A 26,142-nucleotide genomic window follows, 5' to 3' on the forward strand; every position below is an offset into this window, starting at 1 on the left:
CGCGCCACCTCATCGGGGTGCGGTGGCCTGGGCCGAAGCGAAGAAGACCTCGCTGTGGTCGCCGGTCGCTCTACCCGGGAAATGACCGGCCGAGAACGGTTGACCCATCAAACCCTGCGACCAGTCGACTGCCGTGCCGAGGTCTCGGAACCAGTCGTAGAGCATCGTCCGTTGCGCGATGCGCCACACATCTGACCGCCTCTCCAGCCGATCGAGGTAGCGCCCACCGAGGACCATGTCGCGCTCCTCATCACCGATGTCGACGCGGTGATAAGCGGTGACATGCGTCTCGGCGGTTGCCTCGGTGACCCCGGACTCGATCAGACTCTGGCCGAGCACGTGCTGGGTGACCACGACCGCGGCGGAGCCGGGTACCACCCAGTCGAGATACTCGTCGAAGCCGCCGGTGAAAATGCCGAAATCGGTGGTGGCATCCGGCCAGAACGCGGTCCGGATCGACCCCGCGTCCCTGCGGTCCTCGCCCCGCGCAACACGGATGATGCAGTCCCGGATGTCGGCGTGATCGAGGACCCTGCGCAGTCGCTCGGTATCTGAACTCATGCCCCGTCCTCGTCCGGAGCCGGCGCGTAGCCAAGGATGCCCTTGATCTCCAGATAGTCCTCGAACCCGAACTCGCCCCACTCGCGGCCGTTTCCGCTCTTCTTGAATCCGCCGAAGGGGGCACAGAAGTCGAACGCGTCATTGATGGCGACCGATCCGGCACGGATGCGTCGCGCTACGGCGCGAGCCTGGTCGAGGTCGGCGCCCGCCACGAACCCGGCGAGGCCGTACTCGGTGTCATTGGCGATCTCGATGGCGTGGTCGATGCTGTCATAGCCGAGGATCGTCAGTACCGGGCCGAAGATCTCCTCCCGCGCGATCGTCATGTCGTTCTTGACATCTGCGAACACGGTCGGCTGTACGTAGTAGCCCTTCGTGAGTCCTTCGGGCCGCCCGGGGCCGCCCGCCACCAGGGTGGCGCCGTCGTCGACACCCTGCTGGATGAGGCTCTGGATCTTGTCGAACTGCGACTTCGACACCACCGGGCCGATGGCGAAGTCTCCGGCGGGGTCGCCGACCGTCACGGTCGACGCCGCTTGCCTCGCGGCGTCGATCGCCTCTTCCATGCGCTGGTTCGGTACCAGCATGCGCGAGGGGGCGCTGCAGGTCTGGCCGGAGTTGAGCATCATCGTCACGACACCCTTGGTGACATTCTCCGCGAAATCGGCGTCGTCGAGGACGACGTTGGGTCCCTTACCGCCGAGTTCCTGCGTGACCCTCTTGACGCCGGCGGCCGCGTTCTTCGCGATGTCGATACCAGCCCGGGTCGAACCGGTGAACGACACCATGTCGACATCCCGATGGTTCGACAGCGGGACACCGACATTCGGTCCGTCGCCCTGGACCAGATTGAACACACCGGCAGGAACGCCTGCGGCATGCAGGATCTCGGTGAAGATCTGTCCGGTGAACGGCGACCGTTCCGACGGCTTGAGCACCATCGTGCAACCGGTTGCGAGCGCGGGGAAGACCTTGACCGCGATCTGGTTCAACGGCCAGTTCCACGGAGTGATCAAGCCGCACACGCCAATCGGTTCCTTCACCACCAGCGACGCGCCACGCTGTTCCTCGAACACATAGTTGCCGAGTGTCTCGATGACGGTGCCCAGATGTCCGGCGCCGAGCCCGATCTGGAAGCCGTTGGCCAGGGCGGTCGGCGCACCCATCTCCTCGGTCAGCGCCGCCCCGAGGTCGCCGCTGCGATTCTGGTATTCGACCGAGATGTTCTGCAGCAGCTCGATGCGGTCCTTGATCGACGACGATGACCAGGTGCTGAACGCCCGCCGGGCCGCGGACACCGCTTTGTCGACGTCGGCGGCCGAGCCGAGGGAAACGGTGCCGCACACCTCTTCGGTCGCCGGATTGGTCACCTCGAAGGTGTCCGTCTGGGCCGGCTCCAGCCACCGACCGTCGATGTAGAACTTGTGGTACTCACGCATGACAGCCCCAATTCTGTTGTTGTGCAATCCGAGGTCTCATCGCCGGCGTCTCACTGCTGGCCTTCCGCGTACCAGGTGCGGAACTCGTCGTAGCTCGGCATCTCCTCCGAGTTCGCCTTCGGGTCCACGGCGACGTGGATCACGCCGGGCTTCCCGCTGGCGTACGCCCGCTTGATCGCGGGAGCGATGTCCGCATCCTTGTCGACGTATTCGCCGTAGCAGCCGAATCCCTCGGCGACCTTGTCCAGGCGGGTGGCCTCGCTCCAATGGACACCGGTCTCGAGCGACCCGTGGCCGTAGGTGCGCTTGTAGACACCGACCTCCAGACCCCACGCATAGTCGACGGCGACCACGCACACCAACGGAAGGTTCAGACGGGCTGCGGTTTCCAGTTCGGAGATGTGGAACTGGAACGACGAGTCGCCGGTGATCAGCATCATCGGCCGTTTGCCGCCGTCGGCGACGCCCGCGCCGACCGCATAGGGGAGACCGGTACCCAGGTGGCCGAAGTTCTGATTCCACATCACGTCGTGCGGCTTGGCCTGCGAGTAGGTCCACCCGAAGATGGTCGTGGCGCCGCCGTCGCGCACCATGATGCCGTCGGCGGGGAAGTCCTTGGTCGCCTCGACGATCAGTCGGGCCGGATGCACCGGCGTCGTTCCCGACGGTGCCGTCTCGGCCAGCTCGGCCAGCTGCGCCGCATCCTCGGAGATCCACCGCTCGAGTTCGGGTGTGGCGGTGCGCGGGGAGTCCTTGAGGGCCTCGACGAGTTGCGGCACCACCGCCCGCAGGTCGCCGACCATCGGCACGTCGATGGGGCGGTTGACCCCGATCGCGGCCGGATCCTGCTCGATGAGCAGCCAGGACCGGTTGGCTTCGCCCTCCACCCAATGCCGTCCCCGGCCGAAGTGGACCGGCTCGCCGAGTTCCGTGCCGATCGCGAGACACAGGTCGGACTGCACCACCGCTTCCACAGCCGACGTGGAGAACCCGTACGCGAAGGTGCGGTCCTCCAGACCCTCGATGTACGAGGTGCCGCCAGAGGTCTGGATCACCGGGCAGGCCATCAGATCCGCGAGTTCCTTCACCGATGCACCCGCGCGCGCCGTGTGCACGCCGTGCCCGACGAGCAGGATGGGCTGTTCGGCGGCGCCGATCAGCCGTGCCGCCTCGTCGATCTTGTCCTGGCCTGCGGTCTGGCCGACCAGCCGATACGCGCTCGGCGGCAGGACCGGCGGAACGTCGAGTTCCTCCTGGATGACGTGCGACGGGTACTCGATGTAGACGGGTCCCGGCGTCCCCGACAGTGCCTTCCGGAGCCCCTCACGGATGATCTCGTCGGTCTGGTCGGCGTATTCGATACTGGCGCTGTACTTCACCGACGGTTCGATCAGCCCGGACTGCTGGACGAACTGAATCCGGCCGCGGCGCACCCGCTGTTCGGTGATGCGGGCGCGTTGGCCGCCGAGAAAGATGACCGGCGAGTTCTCGACCTTGGCACACATGACCGCGCCGGCCATGTTGGCGATGCCCGGCCCCAGAGTGCCGATGCACACCGCGGCCTTGCCGGTCATCCGGGAGACCGCCTCGGCCATGAAGCCTGCTGTCTCCTCATGATGCGGGGCAACGACATTCCAGCCCCGCTCCTCGGCCGTGTGGAACAGATGGACGAAGTTGGGATCGGGAATGCCGAAGATGGTGTTGATGCCCTCGGCCTCGAAGAGATCGAGAATCCGTTCATAGACCTTGACTGACACGTGCGCTGCCTTCCGTCGCTAGTGCGAAACTCTTCGTGATGTGGTCGACGTGGCCTGACGGGACGACCGGCAGGAGCCACGAATTCTCGGTGTCGCGGATCTCGGCGATACGTTCGCCGACGTCCTCGACCGACCAGGCCGGCTGGTACACACCTTCGGTCTCGGCGATGTAGGCCCGCGCCACCCGACCCGCGATCGACACCAGCATCTCCCCGGTGATCGAACAGGATTCGTGTGCCAGCCAGCCCACGGCGGGCGCGGTCAATTCGGGCTCCATCGGTGGATAGGCGGAGGTGTCGAGGCCCTCGGCGAGCCGGGTCAGGGCCGCCGGGACGATCACGTTCGACCGCACACCGTGTTCGGCTCCCTCCAGGGCCGCGACGTTGGACAGGCCGATGATCCCGGCCTTCGCCGCGCCGTAGTTGGCGACGTTCCTGTTGCCGTAGATGCCGCCGATCGACGAGGTCAGCACCACGCGTCCGTAGCCGGCGGCGCACATCCGCGGGAAGGCCGGGCGGAGAACGTGGAATGCGCCCCGCAGGTGCACGTCGAGGACGGCGTCGAAGTCCTCGTACGTCATCTCCGACAACGAGGCATATCTGTTGTTGCCGGCGTTGTGGATCAAGATGTCGATCGTGCCGAAGGTGTCGATCGCGGCGTCGATGATGGCGCGACCTCCCTCGGCGGTCGCGACGGATTCGGTGCAGGCGACGGCCTCTCCACCGGCGGCCGTGATCTGTTGTACGACGTCGGCCGCCGGTCCGGCATCGGTGTTCTCGCCGCTGATACTGCTTCCGGGATCGTTGACGACCACCTTTGCCCCCCGCGACGCGAGCAGAAGGGCGTAGGCACGTCCCAGACCTCGTCCGGCACCGGTGATGACAGCGACCCGCTTGTCGTAACGCAAGCTCACTTGTCCAGCACCAGACCTTCCAGTTCGCCGGTGGCACGCCAGTTCTGGAGCAGGTCACTCAGTTCGTAGAAGCCGCCCCAGAACGGATCACCGAGGAAGGAGCGTCCATTGGGCTCGCCCTCACTGTTGTAGTAGCCCGGCGTGCATTCCATCGTGAAGGTGCTGTTGTCCACCGAGTACTCGCGGATGGTCTGCACCCAGCCCTCTTCGGCCTCGGGGGTGGGTTCGACGTAGGTCGCACCCCGGTTGAGCGCCTCGGAGACGATGTAGGAGATGTGGTCGGCCTGCTGCTCGAACATCAGCGTCGTCGACGCGGTGACACCGCCTTGGACGAAGCCGGTGGCGAAGTGGTTGGGGAAGCCGTGCGCCATCACCCCGTGCAGGGTGCGGAAGCCCTTGCCCCAATGGTCATAGAGCGACACCCCATCTCGGCCGGCGAACGGCTTGATGTCGAACTGTCGCTCGAGCGCCGTGGTGATCTCGAAGCCGCTGGCGAACACGATGCAGTCGACCTCATACTCGACACCGTTGGCGACGACACCCTTCTCGGTGATCCGCTCGACGCCCTTGGTCTCCGAAACGTCGACCAACGTGACGTTGGGACGGTTGAAGGTCGGTAGGTAGTCGTCATTGAAGACCGGCCGCTTGCACATGTTTCGGTAATAGGGCTTGAGTTTCTCCGCGGTCTCCGGGTCCTCGACGATCTGCTCGACGCGCCGGCGGAGGCGTTCCATCGCGCGGTAGTCCTCGATCTCCTTGAGCTCCATGAACTTCGCCGGATCGGCGAGCGCAGCCCAGCCCTCGAAGTTCGGGGTCGCATTGAGCTTCGCGGCCATGTTACGGGCGACCTCGGTCCATCCGTCGCAGATGAGGTCGGGTTCGCCCGGGTTGTAGAACGCGAACGCTGCGTTGTGGAAGTTGCGCTGTCGCGCGGCACGCCACCCCGGCTCCAGACTCTGCACCCACTCGGGGTCGGTCGGATAGTTGGCACGCTCGAAGATGTAGGAGGGTGTCCGCTGGAACACCGTGAGGTGCTTGGCTCCGCGGGCCAGGTGGGGGATCGCCTGTACGCCGCTCGATCCGGTGCCGATCACGGCGATGCGCTTGTCGGCGATCTTGTCCAGTCCGCCGTGCAGATCGCCGCCGGTGTAGTCGTAGTCCCAGCGAGCGGTGTGGAAGGTGTGGCCCTTGAAGTCCTTGATCCCCGGAATGCCGGGCAGTTTGGGCCGGTTGTGGGGCCCCTGGCACATGATCACGAACCGGGCGCGGATCTCGTCGCCGCGGTTCGAGGTGATGTGCCACCGGTTGTCGGAGCCGTCCCACTCCATGGCTCGGACGAGGGTGTGGAAGAGAGCGTGATCATAGAGGCCGAAATGCTTGCCGATGCGCTGCGCGTGCTCGAAGCATTCGTCGCCCTTGGAGAACTTCTCCTTCGGCATGAAGCCGGTCTCCTCGAGCAACGGCAGGTAACAGTAGGCGTCGGAGTCGATCTGGATGCCCGGGTAGCGATTCCAGTACCAGACCCCGCCGAAATCGCCGCCGAGTTCGATGATCTTGAAATCCGAGACCCCTGCCTGCTGTAGCCGGTGAGCGGTGATGAGGCCACAGAATCCGCCGCCGAGCACCACCACGTCGATGTCATCGGTGATCGGCTGTCGCGGGACCACCGGCATGTGGGGGTCGCCCTCGTAGAACTCGGCGAAATCGTCCTCGGCCTCGAGATACTGGGCCTGCCCGTCCGATCGGAGACGCTTGTCGCGCTCGGAAAGGTATTTCTCGTGGAGGGCCGGGATGTCGACGTCCGGTGTCTGCGTGGGTTCGCATTTCTGCATCTGAATTCCTTGGTTCGGCACTGCTGATGGATGTGGGTGGAAAGTGGTGAGCGACAGCTCAGCCGAGGTCGACCGGTGTGCCGGTGCCCATGTACTTCGCCAGGTTGTGGTGCAGGTTGACGACGCTGCGTTCGCGGTACGGGTTGGGTTTGGCGCCCGAGAAGCCCTGGGACTTGATGCCCTTCTGCACGGCGGCCATGTTGGAGAAGTCCTGCGGCAACACCGTGCGCCAGCCGGGGTCGTCCTCGGGCGTGTACTCCCACTCGGTTTCCGGCGCCTCGCCCTCAGGGAAGAGCTCGTATACCGCGGCCTCGAAGTAGCACTTGTCGGGGTCATCGCCGTAGGGCCGTGCGCTGTAGCAGAGCATGTTGTTCAGCGCATGCCCGATCTGGAAATTGGGGAAGATCTGCCACGCCGTACCGCTCTTGGCGACGATCTCCGGTGCGACGGTCGGCCAGATCACCCCGCGGTCGGCATCGGCCTTACGGGCCGACGTCAGCCAATGGGCCAGCACCTCGTTGGCCGGAGTGCCCTCGGGCAGTTCGTCCATCAACCGTTGGGCGGCATCGACAAGAGTCCGTGTCGTGTTGGTGTTGGCGTTCTCCCAGGTGAAGTTCTGCAGATCGATGGTGGACATCCGTGCGTCCGGACCGTCGGCAACCCGCAGCTTCGACTGGTTGTCCTCCATCCCCTTGGGCACGTCGTAGCCGATGTTGCTGTGCTTGCCGTGGGCGCGCGACCATCCGAGAAAGGTCCCGTAGGCGCGGAACTCGGGATGTGTGTAGGGGACGTGGTAGGTCTCCATGAACGCTTCGAGTGCGACCTTCCAGTTGCAGTCGAAGACAAGCCATTTGCGCCAGCGGTAGCGCATGTTCTCCAGCTGGAAGGGGTCCAGAAGGCTCGCAGCCGGTTCCAGGTAGTCACGCAGCGGTTCACACTCCGGGTCCATGTTGATCCAGATCCAGCCGCCCCAGGTATCGACCTGTACGTTGCGCAGCCGGGTCTTCTCCTCGGTGAGGCCGGTGGGCCAGTCCGCACGTTCGGCGGCCCAGGTGTTGCGGCCCTCCAGGTCGTAGGTCCAGCCATGGAAGCCACACACGAAGGTCTTGCACTTGCCCTTGGCTTCTCGCTTGCCGTCGGGGGTGTCGACGAGTCGGCGTCCGCGATGCGAACAGACGTTGTGGTAGGCACTGATCTTGTCCGGGGCCGAGCGGGCGATGATGAACGAGTTGTCCATGATCTCGTAGGTGAGGAAGTCGCCGACCTTCGGGATCTCCTCCACCCGACCGACCTGCTGCCAGACCTTGCTCCAGAGTCTGTCCTGTTCGGCGCGGAGATAGTCCTTGGAGATGTAGGCCTCCACACCGATCTCCAGCGGTGTGATCGGCGGCTCATCGGTGGAGTTCTGAACCGGTACGTTGATGTCGTCGATGGTGTTGGTCATGACATTCTCCCGATGAAATTCGTTGAATCAGTGCGTGATTGCGGCGCGGAAGTTCTCGTCCTTGAGGAACAGGGACGTGTGGTCGGCGCCCATGTGCGTCCATTTCAGATTGAGGCCGCCGTCGACGAGGATGGTCTGTCCGGTGATGTAACTGGACAGATCGCTCAGGAGGAACAGGATCGCGCCGGCCTGTTCTTCCGGGCGGCCACGCCGACCCATGGCGATGGCACGGCGGTCGCGATCCTCGTCGTCGTCCACGTAGGTCATCGATGCCGGTGTGGCGGTCACCCCCGGCGCGACGGCGTTCACCCGGATGTCGTCGGTGGCGAGTTCGACGGCCATGGTCCGGGTCGCCGCCACCAGCGCTGCTTTCGCGGTGCCGTACCCGATGTGGAAGGGTGCTGTGTTCATCCCACTGATGGAGGAGATCGAAACGATCGACCCGGGCAGAGCCTGCGACTTGAGTTCGGCGGCCACCGCCTGGCTCATGAAGAACATGGTCTCCAGGTTCTGGGTGAACAGGTCCCGCCAGTCCTCGCGGCTCACCCGGATGGCGGGCATCCAGGTGGCCGGTGCCGCACCGCCGGCCACGTTGACGAGTCCGTACAGCGCGCCGTCGGTGAGCCGTACCCGATCCAGCACCGTCGCGATGCCCTCGTCGGTGGCCGCGTCGGCGCTCACCGGAATCACCGAAAGGCCCTGGTCGACAAGCGGGGTGATATGCGTGTCGAGATTCTCCTTCGAACGGCTCACCGCGATCACGGTCGCGCCCGCCTCGGCGACCATCCTCGTCACCGTCGTGCCGATCCCCCCTCCGGCCGCGCCGGACACGATCACGATGCGTCCGGCGAGCCCGACAGGGTTGTGGTCCAGCTGTTTGGTACCCATCCGGTGCTCAGGCCCCCTTCCGCAGAGCGATGACGCTGCCGTCGGCGTCGGCGGAGACATACAGGGTTCCGTTGGGGCCGAGGGCGATACCCGCGAACGGACCCTGCGGTCCGGAGAAGGGGACCAGTCCCAGGAGCGGCTTGGGGGTCACCCCGGGCGGCGCACCGACCGGCAGGTTGGTGGCGATGACCTGGCGGCTCTTGGTCTCGAGGTCGACGTTCACCACCGACTTGCTCCCGGCGTCGACGATGTAGAGCTGCGATCCGTCGACGACGATGCCCTGCGGTGTCTCGAGCCCGTCGACGATGGTGTCGGTGCCCGAACTCGTCACCGCGGCAACCCGTCCCGCACCTGACTCGGAGACCAGGCAGGTTCCGTCGGCGGTGAAGGCGACGCCCATCGGTCGATCGAGGCCGCTTGCGAGAACATCGGCCTGACCGGACCGCACGGCATGCACCTTCCCGGTACCGAGATCGGCAACCGCGATGAGACCGGCCGATGACACCGCGACACCGTAGAGCTGGTCGAGGCCGTCGACGAGGACCTCGCTCTCGGCGGCGGCCGGTGAGTACCGCGACACCGTGCCGTTGCCGGCCACGACGAACTCGCCGTCGCCGACTGACGTCATACCCCGGATGTAGCCGGGGTAGCCCGGGCTGAAAAGCATTCCCAGGGTGTGTGGTTCGGCGCCCGGGCGGTGGGCGAGCAAGAAGGTGCCGTCGGCGATGTAGAGGGTGCCATCAGGTCCGACGGTGAGATCGAGCGGCCACGTCAGGCCATCGGCCAGCGCGGTGCGCGTCTCACCACCGGCCAGGATCTCGGTGATCTGCCCGGTGAAGCTCGAGACGAACAGGCGGTCGCCGGCGAACGTGAGGTTGTCCAGGCCAGGGGAGAGCTGGGCCAACAGCGTCTGGTCGCCGGTGCGCGGATTGATCCTCAGTACCTGCCCGGACGCGACCTGGGTGGACACGATGTAGCCGTCAGCATCGAACTTCACCGCATCGGGCGCGCCGAGATCGCCTGCCACTCTTTCTGGTTCACCGCCGTCGAGGTCGATCCGCCAGATCTCGTTGGCGCCGAGAAGCGGGTAGTACAACTTGCCGTCGGGACCGACCTCCATGCCGTTGGGCATCGGCAGGTCCTCCAGCAGCACCTTCGGGGCGCCGCCGGACCGATCGAGCTCCATCAGTCGACCGCCTGGTCGACACTCGTTCACGAAGAGCCGGTCCTGATGGATCGTGATGCCGTTGGCGCCCGGAAGGTCGTCGCGCAGTAGTCGGGTCGAGCCGGTGCTGTCCCGTACGCTCACACGGCCGTCGTAGTACTCGGTGATGTACATGTCGCCGCGGCTGTCGAAGGCCACGTCGTCCGGCGCGACGATGTCGCTGCCCTTCGCGCTGATCGTCTCGAGCGCACCGGTGTCGAGGTCGAGTGCGCTGATCTGACTGCCGGCCACCTGGGCGACGTAGACACGCCCGTCGGGTCCCGAACGGATGCCGTTGGCGCCGAACAGGCGACTGGGTTCGGTGACGCGCTCGAGGCTCCAGCCGTCGGCGAGGTCATGGGACGCAGGGCTGATGTAGCGGGCCGCCTGGGTCAAGGTGGGCCTCCTGTGCTGAGAGGAATCGGTGACGGCGACCTGCTCCTGCGGCGAGTGGAGCACGGGCAGGTGCGGCGTGATGCAGGCCACAAAGTCGCTCGCGTCGGAGTCTAAACAGGTGCGCGCAAGATTTACAAGTATTACTATCCTTAAAAGGATGGGAACCGAGTTCTCGACACTGCGCAGCGAGGTTACCGGGAGGCGGGCATGGTCGGACGCATCGTCATCCGGCTCACTGAGCTGCAGAGACGACACAAAAGCGGACCGTCGCGACGCACTGCGCCGCGACGGTCCGCTCTACTCTGGTTGGTGTTCTGGGTGCTACGCGCTGCCGTCGAACAGGCTCGTCACGGAGCCGTTCTCGAAAACCTCTCGAATGGTCTGGGCGAGCAACGGGGCGATCGACAGAACCGTCAGGTTCGCGAACTGCTTCTCCTCCGGGATGGGCAGCGTGTCCGTCGCGACGACCTCTTTCGCGCCGCAATTGGCCAGTCGCTCGGCGGCGGGGTCGGAGAAGACCCCGTGCGTGGTGGCGATGATGACGTCGCCTGCGCCCGCGTCCTTGAGTACCTTCACGGCCCCGGCGATGGTGCCACCGGTGTCGATCATGTCGTCGATCAGGACACACGTGCGGCCTTCGACCTCACCGACCACCCGGTTCGACTTCACCTGGTTGGGGACCAACGGATCCCGGGTCTTGTGGATGAATGCCAGCGGCGCACCGGCCAACGCATCGGCCCATTTCTCCGCGACGCGCACTCGACCGGAGTCGGGGGAGACGACGGTGACATTGTCGGTGCCGTAGTTCGCCCGGACGTAGTCGGCGAGTTGGCCCAAGGCGTGCATGTGGTCGACCGGACCGTCGAAGAAGCCCTGGATCTGATCGGTGTGCAGGTCGACCGTGATGATCCGGTCGGCGCCCGCGGCCTTCAGCAGGTCGGCGATCAGCCGTGCCGAGATCGGCTCGCGGCCACGGTGCTTCTTGTCCTGGCGGGCGTAGGGGTAGAACGGCAGGATCACGCTGATGCGCTTGGCCGAGCCGCGCTTGAGCGCGTCGATCATGACGAGCGCCTCCATCACCCACTGGTTCAGTGGGAACGGGCAGCTCTGCAGGACGAAGGCGTCGGAACCACGAACCGACTCCTCGAAGCGGACGAAGATCTCACCGTTGGCGAAGTCCCTCGCGGTCTGCGGGGTCACCTTGATGCCGAGTTCATCGGCGACGGCCTGTGCGAGGTCGGGGTGGGCGCGCCCAGAGAACAGCATCAGGTTCTTCTGGTTATCCGTGGTCCAGGTCATGAAAACTCTTCTGCTCGAAAGACTTGCTGAATCAGTCGCCAGACCGGTTGTCGACCTGGCTGTTGGTCTGTTGGGCATCGCCGGCAGCGCGAGCCGCCGCGGTACCCGGGCGCTTGCGCACCACCCAGTTCTCGATATTCCGTTGTTGGCCCGCCGACACCGCGAGAGCTCCGGGAGGTACGTCGTCCCGCAAGACCGTACCCGCCCCGGTGTAGGCGCCGTCCCCGACGCGCAGAGGTGCGACAAACATGTTGTCAGACCCTGTACGGCAGTGGGACCCGATCACCGTACGGTGTTTCGCCACGCCGTCATAATTCACGAACACGCTGGAAGCGCCGATGTTGGTTTCCTCGCCGATCGTCGCGTCCCCGACGTAGGTGAGGTGGGGGATCTTGCTCCCCGCGCCGATATCGGCCTTCTTGGTCTCCACGAAGGTGCCGATCTTGCCGCCGACCCCGAGTCGGGTCCCCGGACGCAGGTAGGCGAACGGCCCGACGGACGCGTTCGCGCCGACCTCCGATTCGCTGCCGTGGGTGCGGATCACCGCTGCGCCGGACCCGACGACGACGTTCCGCAAGGTGCTGTCGGGGCCGATCACGGCGTCGTCGGCGATGGTGGTGGTGCCGAGCAACTGGGTGCCCGGCTCGATCCGGACATCGACCCCGATGACAACGTCCACGTCGATCCAGGTCGAGTTCGGATCGACGACGGTGACGCCGGCCAGCTGATGACGTCGGATGATCCGGCGATTGAGTTCGGCGCCGAGATCGGCCAGCTGGATGCGGTCGTTGCAGCCGGCCACCAGCAGAGGATCGTCGACGGTCAACGCGTGGATGGCCTCATCGTCCTCTCGGGCGATCCCGATCACGTCGGTGAGGTAGTACTCCCCTTGGACATTGTCCGTGGACAGCTGCCCGAGCGCGTAGCGCAGGAACGTCGCGTCGAACGCATAGACCCCGGCGTTGACCTCGGCGATCGAGCGTTGCCGGTCGGTGGCGTCCTTGTGTTCGACGATGGCCTGCACCATCGAGTCGTTGGTCCGGATGATCCGGCCGTACCCGGTGGGGTCGGGCGCGAGGAAGCTGGTCAGCGTGACGGCTGCCCCGCCATGGGCATTGTGTGCGACGACGAGCGCGTCGAGGGTGGCCGCGTCGAGTAGGGGAACGTCGGCGGCCATCACCACGACCGTCCCGGTGAAGTCGTCGGGCAGGGCGGACAATCCCGCCTGCGCCGCGTGGCCGGTGCCGTGCGGTTGGTCCTGGACGGCGATGGAGACCTTGCGGCCGAGTTCGTCGGCGATCTCGGCGACCGCTGCGCTCACCTGTTCTCGCTCATGTCCGACGACGGCGATCAGGTCGGTCGGCTCGATCCCGGCCGCACCGTGCAGGGCGTGGCCGACCAAGGGTCGGCCACCGAGCGTGTGCAGGATCTTGGGGACTTTCGACTTCATTCGGGTGCCCGCACCTGCCGCGAGGACGATCACGGCAGTTGCAGGCGAGGACGTCTCCGTCATGTGGCTCGATACTACGCAGTGGCCACCACCACAATGCGCTCACCCGCCGCCCAGTACCGAGCGAATGTTCGGGCTGATAGAAACAGTGAGGCGCAAACCGCCCCCACGACCAACGGAGGTACCCCCACAATGAGCACTCAGAAAGTCGCGATCGTCACCGGAGCCGCCCGCGGTATCGGCGCAGGCGTCGCCAAACGCCTGGCCTCCGACGGGCTGGCCGTCGCCGTCCTCGACCTGGATGCGGATGCCTGCGCCGACACCGTCTCGGCGATCACCGAGGCCGGTGGCAAGGCCATCGCCGTCGGCGCCGACGTCTCCAGCGAAGACTCGGTCACCGCCGCGGTGGCGAAGGTCGTCGAGGAGCTCGGCCCGCCCACCGTCGTGGTCAACAACGCGGGCATTCTGCGCGACAATCTGCTGTTCAAGATGTCCGTCGACGACTGGGACGCGGTCATGGGCGTGCACCTGCGTGGCGCCTTCAACGTGACCAAGGCGGCTCAGAAGTACATGGTGGATGCCGGCTGGGGCCGCATCGTGAACCTGTCGAGTACGTCCGCCCTGGGCAACCGCGGGCAGGCCAACTACTCGGCCGCCAAGGCCGGCATGCAGGGCTTCACCAAGACGCTGGCGATCGAGCTCGGCAAGTTCGGCATCACCGCCAACGCGATCGCCCCCGGCTTCATCGCCACGGAGATGACCGCCGCCACCGCCGCGCGCGTGGGTGTCCCGTTCGAGGACTTCAAGAAGGCCGCAGCCGCCGAGATCCCGGTGAACCGGGTCGGCGCTCCGGAGGACATCGCACACACGGCGTCGTTCTTCATCAGCGAGGGTGCCGGCTTCGTGTCCGGCCAGGTGGTCTACGTGGCGGGCGGCCCGAAGGACTGATCTCGTTCCCGCTCCTCCGTTTCGTTCCCGCTCCTTCGATCGAGGGAGCGGATACGAAACGGAGGAGCGGTAACGCCGAGATTCGTGCGGGCGGGGCCTATGGCACAATCGTCTGCGCAGTATTCCCCCATGGTGTAATCGGCAACACTTCTGATTTTGGTTCAGGCATTCCAGGTTCGAGTCCTGGTGGGGGAGCTTCGATTGCTCACACAGCCGCCACACGCGCTCGCCGCTGCCGCTGCACCACCGGGTCCGGATACGGCACCGCGTCGACCAATCGGCGCGTGTAGGGGTCGGACGGCGCGGTGAGAACACGGCGCGCATCCCCGGCCTCGACGACGTGGCCGTCCCGCAGCACCACCACACGATCGGACACCTGCTCGACGACCGCCAGGTCGTGGCTGATGAAGATCGCGGCGAAGCCCAACTCCTCCTGCAGGCTCGCGAACAGGTCGAGCACCTTGGCCTGGACGGACACATCGAGCGCGCTCGTCGGTTCGTCTGCGATCAACAACTCCGGTTCCGCCGAGAGCGCGCGTGCGAGCGCGACCCGTTGCCGCTGACCGCCGGACAGCTCGTGCGGGAGGCGGGACGCGAACACCCGCGGCAGTTGAACCGCGGAGAGCAGCTCGTGGACGCGACGGTCACGGCTCGCGCGATCGCCGATGTCCTGGATGTCGAGAGGCTCGGAGATCGACTCGGAGACGGTGAAGCGCGGATCGAGCGACGCTGTCGGGTCCTGCGGCACAAACGCCAGCTTGCGGCGCACGGAGCGTAAGCGGGCGCGCGACAGGGTCGCGATGTCGTCCCCGTCGACCAGGATGCGGCCGTCTCGCACGGGGATCAGGCCGCCCACGGCCCGTCCGAGTGTGGTTTTGCCCGAGCCGGATTCACCCACCACGCCGACCACTTCGCCGCGGCCGACGGTGAAGGACACCCCGGACAACGCGGTGTGTGGCCGCGCGCCGAATCTGCCCGGATGGGTGACGGTCACGGTGTCGACGGTGAGGACCGGCGTCGGATCACCGGTGGTGTCGGCCTCGGCGTCATCGTCCTCGGCCCGGAGGTCCGGCAGGCGCGGCACCGCGGCGAGCAGCTGACGTGTGTACGGCTGCGTCGGGTGGGCGAAGATGTCGTGAACCTCACCGGATTCGACGATCTCGCCGAGCTGCGCGACGACCACGCGGTCCGCGATATCCGCGACGACCCCCAGATTGTGTGTGATCAGCAGGATTCCGGCCTGGGTACGGTCGCGGAGGCGCGCCAGCAGATCGAGGATCTCCAGCTGGACGGACACGTCGAGAGCGGTGGTCGGCTCGTCGGCGAGCAGCAGCACGGGATCTCCGGCCAGGGCCAGGGCGATCACGACTCGTTGCTTCTGCCCACCGGACAGCTGATGCGGATAGAAGTCGATCCTCTCGTCGGGATCGGGGATCTCCACCAGGGTCAGCAACTCGACGGCGCGTTGGCGCGCCTGCTTGCGAGAGATGTTCCGGTGCGCCCGAAGTGCCTGGCGCAATTGCCAACCCACGGTCTGCGAGGGATTGAGTGCGGTTTGTGGTTCCTGGAAGATCATCGCGACCCGGTCGCCGCGGATCGAGGTGAGTACCTTCTCGGCTTGGTTGAGCACCTCGACGCCGTCGACGAGAATCGAGCCGGTGGCGTGTGCACCGTCGGGCAGCAGCCCGATGGCAGCTTGCGCGGTGATCGTCTTTCCGGATCCGGATTCCCCGACGAGTGCGACGATCTCACCGCGTTCGACGCGAAGGCTGATCCCGGCCACCGCCGGTCGGGGGAAGTCGAAGCGGACGCGGAGGTCCTCGACGACGAGTGCGGGCGTGGGTGTCGGGTGTGTCGACGATGTCATCGTCCGATCCTCCGGTCGTGTGAGATCGATTGGGCGATCAGGTAGAAGCCCAGTACAAGAGCCGACACCACGATCAGCGGACCGATCGAGAACCAGGGATTGGTCTCGAGGTAGCCGTTGCCGCTGGCGAGGATCGAACCCAGCGATGGCGTCGGGGCGACCACCCCGATGCCGAGGTAGCTCAGCGCGCCCTCGACGAACACCGCCAGTGACAGTGACAGGGCGAACTGAACGGAGAGCGACTCGAGCGAGTGGGGCAGCACGTGGTGAAGGAGCACCCGCGACGTGCTCGCGCCACTCACGCGCGCGGCTTCGACGAACGGCATCTCCCGGATCCGCAGTACGGATGTACGGGTGAGACGCCCGAAGATCGGGATCTCGGCGAGCGCGATGACGAGGCCCACCGTGAACGCTCCGGGGCCCAGCACCGCGGTGAGCGTGATACCCAGAACCAGCGCCGGGAACGCCAGGATCACGTCGAAGACCCGTTGCGCTGCAACATCGGTGACGGGCGTGATGACGGTGGTCAGGCCCGCGAGTGTCCCCAACGCCGCACCGATCGGCACGGCGACGAAGATGATGAGCAGATCGATCCGGATCCCGTAGAGCACCCGGGTCAGCAGGTCGCGGTTCACGTCGTCGGTGCCCAGCCAGTGATCGAGACCGGGCGTGAGGAGATACGCGCCGTCGATCTGCCGGTCCGGGCCGTACGGGGTGAACAGCGGGCCGATGACACCCAGGAGGACGACACCGACGACCAGGATGCTCCCGACGAGTCCGATTCCGTGGGATAGACTGCGCCACAGCGGTATCTGCGGACTTCTCGCCTCCCGGTCGCCGGGGCTCTCGGGGAGCAGCCCGGGCCCGACGTCGGCGTCGTGGCCCGTTGCAGGGAGCACCGTGTCGGCGCTCGGGATACCTGTAGTACTCGAGGTCATCATTCACCTGCCAGTCGGATACGGGGGTCGAGCCAAGCGTGGACGATGTCGGCGAGGAGCTGGATGATCACGAACACCCCGACCGACAACAAGACGAGCACCTGCACCAAGGGGTAGTCGCGTGCGAAGATCCCCTCCTCGGTGAGCAATCCGAGTCCGGGCCACCCGAAGATGGACTCGACCAGGACGGCACCGCCCAGCAGCGAACCGACCGTGATGCCGAGCGCGGTGAGTGTGGGCGGCAGCGCATTACGCAGCGCATGCTTGAGGACGACGTCGGTGTGGGAGGCGCCGAGAGCCTTCGCCGTCAGTACATATGGCGCTCGCAGCTCGGTGCGCAGCGACTCGGTCAGGAACCGGGCCAGCATCGCGCCGGCCGGCAGGCCCAACGTCAATGCCGGCAGCAGGATGAACTGCGCGCTGATCTGCAGGCTGTCGGAGAACCCGTCCGGCGGTGTGCCACCGGCGGGCAACAGTCGCAGCCGGACCCCGAACACGAGGATCAACGCGGTCCCGACGACGAAGGTCGGTAACGCGATCGCAGCGGCGTTGATGCCGGTCAGCAGTGCGCCCAGATATCGGTTGTCGGACAGCACCGCAGTGAGGCTCAGGATCAGTGCGAGAACGATCGCGATCGCCAACGCGGAGAGCGTGAGGATGATCGTATTCATGAGTCCGTATCCGACGAGCGCGGCAATGCTGCCACCGACCTGGTAGCTCTGTCCGAAGTCGAGCGTGATCACCCCACCGATCCAGGCGAGATACTGGGCAAAGAAACTGTGGTCGAGGCCGAGGTCGTGCCGGATGGCCGCGAGATCAGCGGCCGAGGCGTCGGGGCCGGCCAGGGCGGATTCCGGGCCGCCCGGGATCAGGCGCAGCACGGAGAAGATGAGGATGGACGCGACGAACAAGACGAGGATGGCGGTGGGTATGCGCCGCAGGAGATATCCGAGCATCGTCTATTGCTTCCCTTCCGATGCGAGGTAGGTGTTGGCGAAGTGGAGCTGATTGCGTCGATCCCAGTCGACGTTGCCGACTGCGCCCGCCGTCGCGACCTTTCGCAGGACGACACCGATCTCAATGAGGAAGAGGTCGTTGAGCCACTTGTCGTCGAGTTGACGGTATGCCGCGAGTGCGGTCGGTGAGGAACTGTCGCGTGTGGTCCAGGCCGTGGTGGCCGCGGCCGAGTAGCCGGGATCGGTGTAGTTCGAGGAGTTCTTGGCGGCATTGAACGGATACGCCGACACGGCAAGGGTCGACGGGGTGAACTGGGCGAAGGCGTGTTGCAGCAGCCACAGCCCGTCGAACTTGCCGCCGATGAGCTTCGACGACTGCTGGGTCTTGTCGTTCGGGACCAACTTCACCCGGATCCCGACGTCCTTGAGATTGGACTGCACGATCTCGGCGATGACCCCGTCCACGCTGTGCGTCGAGTAGTCCAGTGTCAGAGTGGGAATGGGGCCGGCGGCGGCCACCAGTGCGCGTGCCTTGGCGACGTCTCGCGTGTAGGTCGCGTTGGCGTCGGCACGGTAGGCGGGTGACCATGTCGGCCACGGCAGGTTGACGGTGTACCCACTTCCGCGGAAGACGTCGTCGATGATGCGTCGACGGTCGATGGCGTACGCGATGGCCTGTCGCACCCGCACGTCAGCGAGCGCGGGATTCGCGACGTTGATCCCCACATACTCCTGCGATTCGGCGCCGGTGAGCGTCACCTCTTTGAAGCCGTATCTCGATGACACCAGTTGCTGGTCGTGGTAGTCGAGGCCGTCGGCAACGTCGATCTGTCCGGTCCGCAGGCGCGTGAACAGTGACTGATCGTCCTTGACGACCACGAAGGTGATCGCTTCCAGCGGAGGTGTGCCACCCCAGTAATGCTCGTTGCGGACCAGTCGCACAGACGAATTCGGTTGCCAGCTGTCGAACCGGAACGGACCGGTCCCGTTGAACTGCGTGCCGGCCTTGAGATCGGCGAGCGTGTTCTGGTCGATGATCGGTGCCGAGTCGAGCAGATCGAAGATGTTGCTGAGCGGGTGGGCGAACCCGAGTACGACGCGATGTGGGTCGGAGGTGTCGAACCGGGTGATCGCGGCCGCGGTCCGCTTGAACTGCGGGGTCCAGGGGCCACCGAGATAGGCCTTGATCGAGTTCTCCACGTCGGTGGAGACGAACGGCCGCCCGTCATGAAAGGTGACGTCGTTGCGTAGGTCCAGTGCGAGCGAGCGGCCGTCCGGAGCGAGATGCCAGGCGGTCGCCAGGGAGGGTTGCACCGTCAACGAGTCGCGCGCGTACCGGATCAGCGTGTCATAGGTGTTCGCGACCACCTGTCCGTTGAGGGCTCCGGTTCCGATCTGCAGGAACGTCTTCGGAGACAGGTCACCCAGGACGCCGACGCGGAGATCTCCTCCTCTCGGCACGGCCTGACCCGGAGCGAGCGAAGTCGCCGTCGTATTCTGCTGCTGCGAGACGGCAGACTGACACCCGGCAGTCGCGATCGTCAGCAGGAGTGTGACGGCGACCGCGCAGCACACGCGGATACCTCGATGTCGGGGCATGGGGACCACATTTCTTTCTCGGGTCGAAGCGGAACGATCCCGGCCGAGGAACGAACGTCGAAATAAACTGCACAGCTGCGGGATCGACGTTCATTATGGCGATACCGACGAATGATCGCCGGGTTCTGCTTGGCGCGGATCGAACTCTTGACATGACTGGTTTGCTTCGGCACGGTCGCTGTCTGCCGGGCATCTCCGACGCCGACGGCAACGACAGGAAGGCGGCCACATGGTCGAGAACCAAACGCCGGCGATCCCGGCGAATGCACGCGGATACGAGGGCTTCGGTGGTGTCGTGGGGCGCACGAGCTCCCGATCGACACCGTGGTGGCCGCAGGAGCGATCCGCTCCGCCCGGGGCACCGAACATCGTGGTCATCCTCGTCGATGACATGGGCTACTCGGATATCTCACCCTTTGGTGCCGAGATCGACACACCGAACATCGACGGGTTGGCACGGCGTGGAATTCGGCTGGCCAACTATCACACGACGCCCGTGTGTTCGCCGGCCCGGGCCGCACTGCTGACCGGCCTGAACCCGCACCGGGCCGGGTACGGCAGTGTTGCGAACTCCGATCCCGGATTCCCCGGGTTGCGGTTGGAGTTGGCTGACGACGTGCTGACCCTGCCGGAGATCCTGCGGGAGGGCGGGTACGCGACCTACGCGGTCGGGAAATGGCACCTGGTCCGCGACGCGAACATGGGTCCGGGACGACCACGGGATTCATGGCCGGTGCAACGCGGATTCGACAGCTATTACGGCTCTCTCGAGGGACTCAACTCGTTCTTCTACCCGAATCAACTGATCTCGGACAATTCCGTCGTCGACATCACCGAGTATCCCGATGACTACTACGTGACCGATGATCTGACCGATCGTGCCGTCGCGCAGATCAAGTCCCTGCGCGCCCAGGACGCGACGAAACCGTTCTTCCTGTATTTCGCGCACATCGCGATGCACGGACCGCATCAGGTCAAGGACGACGACCTGCGTAAGTACCGAGGACGGTATGCCGACGGCTGGGATGTCGTCCGGCAGCGCCGCTTCGAACGTCAGATCGCGGAGGGTCTGTTCGATCCGGACACACCGATCGCGCCGCGAAACACCGAACCGGGGTTCGAGGCAGCCCACTGGGCCGACCTCGAGCCGGATGAGCAGCAGCGATATCAGCGCTATCAGGAGGTGTACGCCGCGATGGTCGACAGCGTCGATCAGAGCGTCGGGCGCATCGTCGACACCCTCACCGAGCTCGGCGAGCTCGACAACACCATCATCGTGTTCACCTCGGACAACGGTGGCACCGCAGAGGGAGGCCCGGTCGGAACCCGCTCGTATTTCAGTCAATTCGTGCACGGTCCGGTTCCGCCCGACTGGGAACGCGACGTCGCTCACGACGAGCGACTCATCGGTTCCGCAGAACTGGGTGTCCATTACCCGCGCGGGTGGGGACAGGCCTCGAACACACCCTTCCGCTTCTACAAAGGCCAGACGTTCGCGGGCGGGGTGCGAGTACCGTTCGTGATCTCCTGGCCACGCGGATTGTCGCGCCCGGATGGCGACAACGGAGTGCGCCGCCAGTTCTCCTACGTCACCGATGTCGTGCCGACGTTGCTCGAACTGGCCGGGATCGACACACCCACCGAACGATTCGGACGCCCGGCAAAGGGCCGCGACGGTGTGAGCATCGCCGACTTCTTGCATGATCGGAGTGCGCCGTCCGGGCATACCGAGCAGTACGCCGAGTTCGGTGGCCATCGCGGCTTCTACCGGGACGGCTGGAAGCTCGTGTCCCTGCACACCGATCCGGCCGCCGTCGACGCCCCTCGATGGGAACTCTACGACGTGACGCGCGATCCCGCGGAGACGCGAGATCTGGCGGAACGGTATCCGGAGAAGGTGGCCGAACTGGCCCGAGCCTGGGACGACGCTGCCTGGCACAACACGGTGTTTCCACTTTTCGACTCCGTTGGGGACCAGATCAGGCGTCGGCCTGACGAGCAACGCCTCAGTGGCGCGGTCCGGATCGTCGCCGGCACCCCGACGCTGGAGCGCTACCGTTCCAGCCGTTTGATCGCCTACCGCGATTTCGACATCGAGGTGGATCTGGTGGACTGGACCGCCGCGGACGAGGGGGTTCTCGTGGCCCACGGCGACCAACAGGGCGGATATCTGGCATACATCGATTCGGGATCAGTGCATTTCGTCTTCAACAGCTATGGGCGACTGCATCGGGCCTCGGGAGCTGTACCGCCGGGAACGACCACATTGGTTGTGCGCGCCGTCGCGACGCAGTCGGTCCGCTGGGACTTCTCGATCGAGGCCGTGGCAGGTGGACAGACGTCGGTCGTGGCGAAACTCGACGATCAGTTCCAGCTCGTCGGAATGGCCCCCTGGACCGGGATATCGGTGGGCGTGGACGCACGCGGGCCGGTCGATGTCGAGCTGCGACGACAACGCGGCTCCTTTCGATTCGGCCCCGCGTTGCGGGCCGTCACCTATCGCCCCGGAACGGTTCGGGTGCCGGGCGATGTTCGCCGCGTGATCGACGACGCCGCCGAGTACGCCGCCGACTGAGGAGACTTCCGATCACCGTGAGTTTTGACTCGAACAGCACGTCGCCGTCGTGCTGAGATGAATTCGTCTGAGAGATAGAGATATTGGTGAGAGAGGATTTGAGATGACGCTTGCACAGATCGAGGATCGGACAGATCGGGAGCGTGCGGCACAGGACATCTATGCCGATGCCGGGATCACGGTCCAGAAGCTCGGCGAGCACATCGGCGCACGGATCGGCCGGGTTCGTCTCGGCGGCGACCTCCCGCCCGAGCAGGTGGAAGCGATCCGGCTCGCATTGGCCATCAACAAGACCGTCGTGTTTCAGGGGCAGGAGCACCTCGACGACGACGCTCAGTACGCGTTCGCGGGCTTGCTCGGTGAGCCCACCGCGCCGCACCCCACGGTCACCTCGCGGGGGACCCAATTGCTGACGATCGAAGGCGCAGCGAACAGTTGGCACTCCGACGTCACGTTCGTCGATCGGATTCCGAAGGCGTCCATCCTGCGTGCGGTCACCTTGCCGAGTTACGGCGGTGCGACGACCTGGGCGTCGACCGTCGCAGCATATGACCAGCTGCCGAAGGCGTTGCGCGCGCTGACCGAGGAACTCTGGGCGACGCACAGCAACGTGTACGACTATGTGGGGCAGGCGGAACCATCGGGTGGTGTTGACGTCAGCCAGAAGGCGGATCACTACAAGGAGTTCACCGCGACGGAGTACGAAACCCTGCATCCGGTGGTCCGCGTTCACCCGGAGACGGGGGAACGGAGCCTTCTCCTGGGCCATTTCGCGAAGGAGTTCCGCGGGCTGAGGAATGCCGAGTTCGCAAATCTGTATCAGTTGCTGCAGTCGCGTATCACCAAACTGGAGAACACCTTCCGGTGGAACTGGAGTCTCGGGGATGTCGCGATCTGGGACAACCGTGCGACCCAGCATTACGGGATCTCCGATTACGGCAACCAGAAGCGCCAGCTGCACCGGATCACCCTGGCCGGTGATGTGCCGGTGGACGTCCACGGGCAGCGCAGTCAGATCCTGCAGGGCGACGCGACCCACTACTCGGGTGTCGAGGAGCCCTCGCGGTTGGCGGTCTTCGCCGCCTGAACCCGGATCCACGACGGCCGCCTTCGGCGGCCGTCGTGGAGCGGGGAGAGTGCCCGTCATCCGGTTTTCTGTGGAGGGGAGAGCGCTTACGATCCGGCCCCAACATTCGGTCCCTGAGGAGCGAGCTTGCGAGCGTCACGAAGGGCCGCCCTTCGTGACGGCCCTCCGATGGCGCTCCGGGCCTCCTCAGGGACCGGACGGTGACGGCCCTCCGGGCCCAACATCCGGTCCCTGAGGAGCGAGGAGGGAATCCACCATCCGGTCCCTGAGGAGCGAGGAGGGAACCCGCCATCCGGTTTTCTGTGGAGGGGAAGGGAACCCACGATCCGGTCCCTGAGGAGCGAGGAGGGAACCCACCATCCGGTTTTCTGTGGAGGGGAGAGGAACCCACGATCCGGTCCCTGAGGAGCGAGCTTGCGAGCGTCACGAAGGGCCGCCCTTCGTGACGGCCCTCCGCTGGCGCTCCGGGCCTCCTCAGGGACCGGACGCTGACGGCCCTCCGCTGGCGCTCCGGGCCTCCTCAGGGGTCGGATGGTGGTAGCCCGCTGGCGCTCCGGGCCTCCTCAGGGGTCGGATGGTGGTAGCCCGCTGGCGCTCCGGGCCTCCTCAGGGGCCGGATGCTGTGGCGCTCCGCGCCTCAGAGGCCGGGTGACGTAGCAGTGTCCAGCTTGCGTTGCGAGGCAGAACCTCAGTGCGCCATGGCGGGCGCACCCTCCGGTGCGGCCGGCAGCTTCCCGCTCCGCACCACCAGCGCGGCGAGCACACTACCCAGAGCGAAGACGGCTGCGGCCACCCAGAACGCGGTGGTGTACGAATGGACCGCCGCGAGCTGTGCCAGCTCGGCCGGATTGGTCACGTGCGCAGCGTGATCGGTGAAGTACGCGGTCGCGGAGCTCGCCGCGATGGTGCTCAGCAATGCGGTGCCGACCGAACCGCCGACCTGCTGCATCGTGTTGACCGTGGCCGATGCGACCCCGGCGTCCTGCGGTGACACCCCGGAGATTGCGCCCTGCATGGCCGGCGCCATGGAGGCGCCGATGCCGACGCCGAGGATCAGCAAGGCCGGCAGCACATGGCTTGCGTACGAGCTGGTCTCGGTGATCTGGGTCAGGTAGAGCATCCCGCCGGCGGCGATCATCATGCCACCGGACATCAGCCACCGCGGACCGAAGCGAGGGAGCAGTACTCCGGTCGCCGTCGTAGCGGTCACCACCAGCATGGCGATCATCGGGAGGAAGGCCAATCCGGTCCGGATGGGGCTGAACCCGAGGTTCTGCTGCAGGTAGTAGGTGAGGAACAGGAAGATGCCGAACATACCGATACCGGCGATGAAGACCACCATGTAGGACCCCGCGCGGGTGCGGTCGGTGATCACCCGCAGTGGCAGCAGCGCGTGCTCGGTGCGGGATTGCCACCAGACGAAGCCGGCCAGGAGCAATGCGCCGGCGACGAGCCAGGTGATGGTCGCCCAGTCGGCCCAGCCGTTGGTCTCGGCGTTCGAGAATCCGTAGACGATCGAGAAGAGGCCTGCGGAGGCGGCGGCCACACCCGGGAGATCCAGCTTGGGCCGGTGATCAGAGGTGTTCCGTCCGAGGAACATCACCGCTCCGACCAGCGCGATCGCGGCGATCACGAGGTTGACGTACAGGCACCAGCGCCAGTCGGCCCACTCGGTGAGCATGCCGCCGAGCAGCAGGCCCAATGCACCGCCGCCACCGGCGATCGCGCCGAAGATGCCGAACGCCTTACCGCGTTCGGACGGGTCGGTGAAGGTGGTGGTCAGCAGCGACAGTGCCGCCGGTGCGAGCAGTGCGCCGAAGATGCCTTGACCGGCACGTGCCGCCACCAGCATCTCGAAGTTGACTGCGGCACCACCGATGGCTGACATGACCGCGAAGCCGATCAGCCCGACGATGAACGTGGTGCGGCGCCCCCAGAGGTCTGACAGGCGGCCGCCCAACAGGAGCAGGCTGCCGAATGACAGCGCGTACGCCGTGACGATCCACTGCCGGTCCTCGTTGCCGAAGCCCAGTGACTCCTGCGCGTGAGGGAGCGCGATGTTCACGATGGTCGCGTCGAGCACGACCATGAGTTGTGCGAGGGCGAGGACACCCAGGATCACCCAGCGCAAGCGGTGATGCCGCGCCTCGGGTGACTCCTTCTCGACGGATGGATCGTCGAGAGCGTCGTGGACAATGCTCATCCGAGCCTCCTAAGTCTAGGCGGAGGTAATTCCTCCGGTTCCTGAAGCACAACGTGCGCCAACCGGAGCCAATTCCTCCACTTGCTATTCTGTGACGATGAACACCTCAGAGGCCGAGGTCAGCGGCGGCCGGAAGCTCCGCGCCGACGCCGAGCGGAACCGATTGCGCATCATCGCCGCGGCCCGGGAACTGTTCGCCGAGCGCGGTCTGGAGGTCACACTCGACGACGTGGCGGCCCACGCCGGAGTGGGGGTGGGCACGGTCTATCGCCGATTCGCCAACCGCGACGACCTCATCGTCGGTGTCTTGACCGAGCACCTCACCGAGGTCGCCGAACGTGCGCGCGCGACACTGGACGACCGGGACCCATGGGACGCGGTCGTCGACATCTTCACCCTGGTGGTGTCCTCGATCGCCGCCGACCGTGGACTCGGAGCCGTCATCATGCGCATCGACCACTCGCATCCCGACATCGTGAGTGCGAAGGCGACGTTGACCGAGCAACTACAACGGGTCTATGAGCGTGCCAGCGCAGCGGGAGTACTGCGTCCAGATCTGGAACCGACCGATTTCTTCGCGATCCTGACCATGATGAGAGCAGTCACCGACACCATCGGGCCGACCGTGCCCGACGCGTGGCGCCGCTACCTCGGCATCATTCTCGACGGTGTCCGTGCGCCGGGGCACACGCCGCTGTCCGCGCCGCCCATCACCGAGGGACAGGTTCGCGAGATACAGGCGAACCACGTGGGGGACACATGATTTTCGGGCCGTGACAGGCCCGG

The 26,142-nt window shown here is 65.7% G+C and carries 19 protein-coding genes and 1 tRNA gene; 5 read left to right on the forward strand and 15 right to left on the reverse strand.

The window, feature by feature from the left end; translation table 11 throughout:
• Positions 1 to 9: 9 nt before the first annotated feature.
• The 10 genes from ACVT6V_RS12850 to glmU all read right to left on the reverse strand — a co-directional run bounded on the left by ACVT6V_RS12850 (position 10) and on the right by glmU (position 13,246).
• Complete coding sequence (locus ACVT6V_RS12850; protein ID WP_489900135.1) at positions 10 to 561, reverse strand: nuclear transport factor 2 family protein; 552 nt, start codon at positions 559 to 561, stop codon at positions 10 to 12.
• A complete protein-coding gene (locus ACVT6V_RS12855) occupies positions 558 to 2,000 on the reverse strand; it encodes an aldehyde dehydrogenase family protein (protein ID WP_489900136.1) in 1,443 nt (480 codons plus the stop codon). The genes ACVT6V_RS12850 and ACVT6V_RS12855 overlap by 4 nt, the downstream gene beginning before the upstream one ends.
• Before the next feature lie 50 nt (positions 2,001 to 2,050).
• Positions 2,051 to 3,757, reverse strand: coding sequence for a thiamine pyrophosphate-binding protein (locus ACVT6V_RS12860; RefSeq protein ID WP_489900137.1), 1,707 nt, complete (start codon positions 3,755 to 3,757; stop codon positions 2,051 to 2,053).
• Positions 3,738 to 4,670 carry an SDR family NAD(P)-dependent oxidoreductase gene (locus ACVT6V_RS12865; RefSeq protein WP_489900138.1) on the reverse strand — a complete coding sequence of 311 codons (933 nt, stop codon included), beginning with the start codon at positions 4,668 to 4,670 and terminating at the stop codon, positions 3,738 to 3,740. Before ACVT6V_RS12865 ends, ACVT6V_RS12860 begins: the two co-directional genes overlap by 20 nt.
• The gene (locus ACVT6V_RS12870; protein ID WP_489900139.1) at positions 4,667 to 6,502 is read right to left on the reverse strand and encodes a flavin-containing monooxygenase; all 1,836 of its coding nucleotides are present in this window, start codon (positions 6,500 to 6,502) and stop codon (positions 4,667 to 4,669) included. Before ACVT6V_RS12870 ends, ACVT6V_RS12865 begins: the two co-directional genes overlap by 4 nt.
• A 58-nt stretch (positions 6,503 to 6,560) precedes the next feature.
• Positions 6,561 to 7,946: an aromatic ring-hydroxylating oxygenase subunit alpha gene (locus tag ACVT6V_RS12875; RefSeq protein ID WP_489900140.1), complete on the reverse strand. Its 1,386-nt coding sequence runs from the start codon at positions 7,944 to 7,946 to the stop codon at positions 6,561 to 6,563.
• Positions 7,947 to 7,973: 27 nt separating this feature from the next.
• Positions 7,974 to 8,834 carry an SDR family NAD(P)-dependent oxidoreductase gene (locus ACVT6V_RS12880; protein ID WP_489900141.1) on the reverse strand — a complete coding sequence of 287 codons (861 nt, stop codon included), beginning with the start codon at positions 8,832 to 8,834 and terminating at the stop codon, positions 7,974 to 7,976.
• A gap of 7 nt (positions 8,835 to 8,841) precedes the next feature.
• Complete coding sequence (locus ACVT6V_RS12885; RefSeq protein WP_489900143.1) at positions 8,842 to 10,434, reverse strand: SMP-30/gluconolactonase/LRE family protein; 1,593 nt, start codon at positions 10,432 to 10,434, stop codon at positions 8,842 to 8,844.
• 321 nt (positions 10,435 to 10,755) lie between these two features.
• Positions 10,756 to 11,733 carry a ribose-phosphate diphosphokinase gene (locus ACVT6V_RS12890; protein ID WP_489900144.1) on the reverse strand — a complete coding sequence of 326 codons (978 nt, stop codon included), beginning with the start codon at positions 11,731 to 11,733 and terminating at the stop codon, positions 10,756 to 10,758.
• Positions 11,734 to 11,764: 31 nt separating this feature from the next.
• Positions 11,765 to 13,246: a bifunctional UDP-N-acetylglucosamine diphosphorylase/glucosamine-1-phosphate N-acetyltransferase GlmU gene (gene glmU, locus ACVT6V_RS12895; RefSeq protein ID WP_489900145.1), complete on the reverse strand. Its 1,482-nt coding sequence runs from the start codon at positions 13,244 to 13,246 to the stop codon at positions 11,765 to 11,767.
• Between the two features lie 129 nt (positions 13,247 to 13,375).
• Between glmU and ACVT6V_RS12900 the strand changes: the two genes are divergently transcribed.
• On the forward strand, positions 13,376 to 14,131 hold the full coding sequence (locus ACVT6V_RS12900; protein WP_489900146.1) for an SDR family oxidoreductase: 756 nt from the start codon (positions 13,376 to 13,378) through the stop codon (positions 14,129 to 14,131).
• 123 nt (positions 14,132 to 14,254) lie between these two features.
• Positions 14,255 to 14,326: transfer RNA gene (locus tag ACVT6V_RS12905), tRNA-Gln, on the forward strand.
• Positions 14,327 to 14,336: 10 nt separating this feature from the next.
• Here ACVT6V_RS12905 and ACVT6V_RS12910 read toward each other — a convergent pair.
• Genes ACVT6V_RS12910 through ACVT6V_RS12925 form a run of 4 tightly spaced genes read right to left on the reverse strand, consistent with a single transcriptional unit; the run spans position 14,337 to position 19,491 of the window.
• On the reverse strand, positions 14,337 to 15,998 hold the full coding sequence (locus ACVT6V_RS12910; RefSeq protein WP_489900148.1) for a dipeptide ABC transporter ATP-binding protein: 1,662 nt from the start codon (positions 15,996 to 15,998) through the stop codon (positions 14,337 to 14,339).
• A complete protein-coding gene (locus tag ACVT6V_RS12915; protein ID WP_489900149.1) occupies positions 15,995 to 16,936 on the reverse strand; it encodes an ABC transporter permease in 942 nt (313 codons plus the stop codon). Before ACVT6V_RS12915 ends, ACVT6V_RS12910 begins: the two co-directional genes overlap by 4 nt.
• A complete protein-coding gene (locus ACVT6V_RS12920; protein WP_489900150.1) occupies positions 16,936 to 17,892 on the reverse strand; it encodes an ABC transporter permease in 957 nt (318 codons plus the stop codon). The genes ACVT6V_RS12915 and ACVT6V_RS12920 overlap by 1 nt, the downstream gene beginning before the upstream one ends.
• Positions 17,893 to 17,895: 3 nt before the next feature.
• Positions 17,896 to 19,491, reverse strand: a complete 1,596-nt coding sequence (locus ACVT6V_RS12925; RefSeq protein WP_489900151.1) for an ABC transporter substrate-binding protein — start codon at positions 19,489 to 19,491, stop codon at positions 17,896 to 17,898.
• A gap of 229 nt (positions 19,492 to 19,720) precedes the next feature.
• Here ACVT6V_RS12925 and ACVT6V_RS12930 point away from each other — a divergent pair, with 229 nt between their 5' ends.
• Together ACVT6V_RS12930 and ACVT6V_RS12935 are read left to right on the forward strand one after the other, a co-directional pair.
• Positions 19,721 to 22,066: a sulfatase family protein gene (locus ACVT6V_RS12930; RefSeq protein WP_489900152.1), complete on the forward strand. Its 2,346-nt coding sequence runs from the start codon at positions 19,721 to 19,723 to the stop codon at positions 22,064 to 22,066.
• Between the two features lie 103 nt (positions 22,067 to 22,169).
• Positions 22,170 to 23,153 carry a TauD/TfdA dioxygenase family protein gene (locus ACVT6V_RS12935; RefSeq protein WP_489900153.1) on the forward strand — a complete coding sequence of 328 codons (984 nt, stop codon included), beginning with the start codon at positions 22,170 to 22,172 and terminating at the stop codon, positions 23,151 to 23,153.
• A gap of 688 nt (positions 23,154 to 23,841) precedes the next feature.
• Here the strand turns inward: ACVT6V_RS12935 and ACVT6V_RS12940 are convergent.
• Complete coding sequence (locus tag ACVT6V_RS12940) at positions 23,842 to 25,356, reverse strand: DHA2 family efflux MFS transporter permease subunit (protein ID WP_489900154.1); 1,515 nt, start codon at positions 25,354 to 25,356, stop codon at positions 23,842 to 23,844.
• Positions 25,357 to 25,453: 97 nt separating this feature from the next.
• Here ACVT6V_RS12940 and ACVT6V_RS12945 point away from each other — a divergent pair, with 97 nt between their 5' ends.
• Positions 25,454 to 26,119 carry a TetR/AcrR family transcriptional regulator gene (locus ACVT6V_RS12945; RefSeq protein ID WP_489900155.1) on the forward strand — a complete coding sequence of 222 codons (666 nt, stop codon included), beginning with the start codon at positions 25,454 to 25,456 and terminating at the stop codon, positions 26,117 to 26,119.
• Positions 26,120 to 26,142: the final 23 nt, after the last annotated feature.

This window comes from Gordonia sp. LMA167, assembly GCF_058130025.1.

What these genes read in the sequence shown, in the direction of transcription:
- ACVT6V_RS12870 (WP_489900139.1), bottom strand. Translation starts at nt 6,502, where the DNA reads ATGCAGAAATGCGAACCCACGCAGACACCGGACGTCGACATCCCGGCC.
- ACVT6V_RS12945 (WP_489900155.1), top strand. Translation starts at nt 25,454, where the DNA reads ATGAACACCTCAGAGGCCGAGGTCAGCGGCGGCCGGAAGCTCCGCGCC.
- ACVT6V_RS12855 (WP_489900136.1), bottom strand. Translation starts at nt 2,000, where the DNA reads ATGCGTGAGTACCACAAGTTCTACATCGACGGTCGGTGGCTGGAGCCG.
- ACVT6V_RS12890 (WP_489900144.1), bottom strand. Translation starts at nt 11,733, where the DNA reads ATGACCTGGACCACGGATAACCAGAAGAACCTGATGCTGTTCTCTGGG.
- ACVT6V_RS12900 (WP_489900146.1), top strand. Translation starts at nt 13,376, where the DNA reads ATGAGCACTCAGAAAGTCGCGATCGTCACCGGAGCCGCCCGCGGTATC.
- ACVT6V_RS12850 (WP_489900135.1), bottom strand. Translation starts at nt 561, where the DNA reads ATGAGTTCAGATACCGAGCGACTGCGCAGGGTCCTCGATCACGCCGAC.
- ACVT6V_RS12875 (WP_489900140.1), bottom strand. Translation starts at nt 7,946, where the DNA reads ATGACCAACACCATCGACGACATCAACGTACCGGTTCAGAACTCCACC.
- ACVT6V_RS12910 (WP_489900148.1), bottom strand. Translation starts at nt 15,998, where the DNA reads ATGACATCGTCGACACACCCGACACCCACGCCCGCACTCGTCGTCGAG.
- ACVT6V_RS12940 (WP_489900154.1), bottom strand. Translation starts at nt 25,356, where the DNA reads ATGAGCATTGTCCACGACGCTCTCGACGATCCATCCGTCGAGAAGGAG.
- ACVT6V_RS12930 (WP_489900152.1), top strand. Translation starts at nt 19,721, where the DNA reads ATGGTCGAGAACCAAACGCCGGCGATCCCGGCGAATGCACGCGGATAC.
- glmU (WP_489900145.1), bottom strand. Translation starts at nt 13,246, where the DNA reads ATGACGGAGACGTCCTCGCCTGCAACTGCCGTGATCGTCCTCGCGGCA.
- ACVT6V_RS12920 (WP_489900150.1), bottom strand. Translation starts at nt 17,892, where the DNA reads ATGCTCGGATATCTCCTGCGGCGCATACCCACCGCCATCCTCGTCTTG.
- ACVT6V_RS12880 (WP_489900141.1), bottom strand. Translation starts at nt 8,834, where the DNA reads ATGGGTACCAAACAGCTGGACCACAACCCTGTCGGGCTCGCCGGACGC.
- ACVT6V_RS12915 (WP_489900149.1), bottom strand. Translation starts at nt 16,936, where the DNA reads ATGACCTCGAGTACTACAGGTATCCCGAGCGCCGACACGGTGCTCCCT.
- ACVT6V_RS12925 (WP_489900151.1), bottom strand. Translation starts at nt 19,491, where the DNA reads ATGCCCCGACATCGAGGTATCCGCGTGTGCTGCGCGGTCGCCGTCACA.
- ACVT6V_RS12935 (WP_489900153.1), top strand. Translation starts at nt 22,170, where the DNA reads ATGACGCTTGCACAGATCGAGGATCGGACAGATCGGGAGCGTGCGGCA.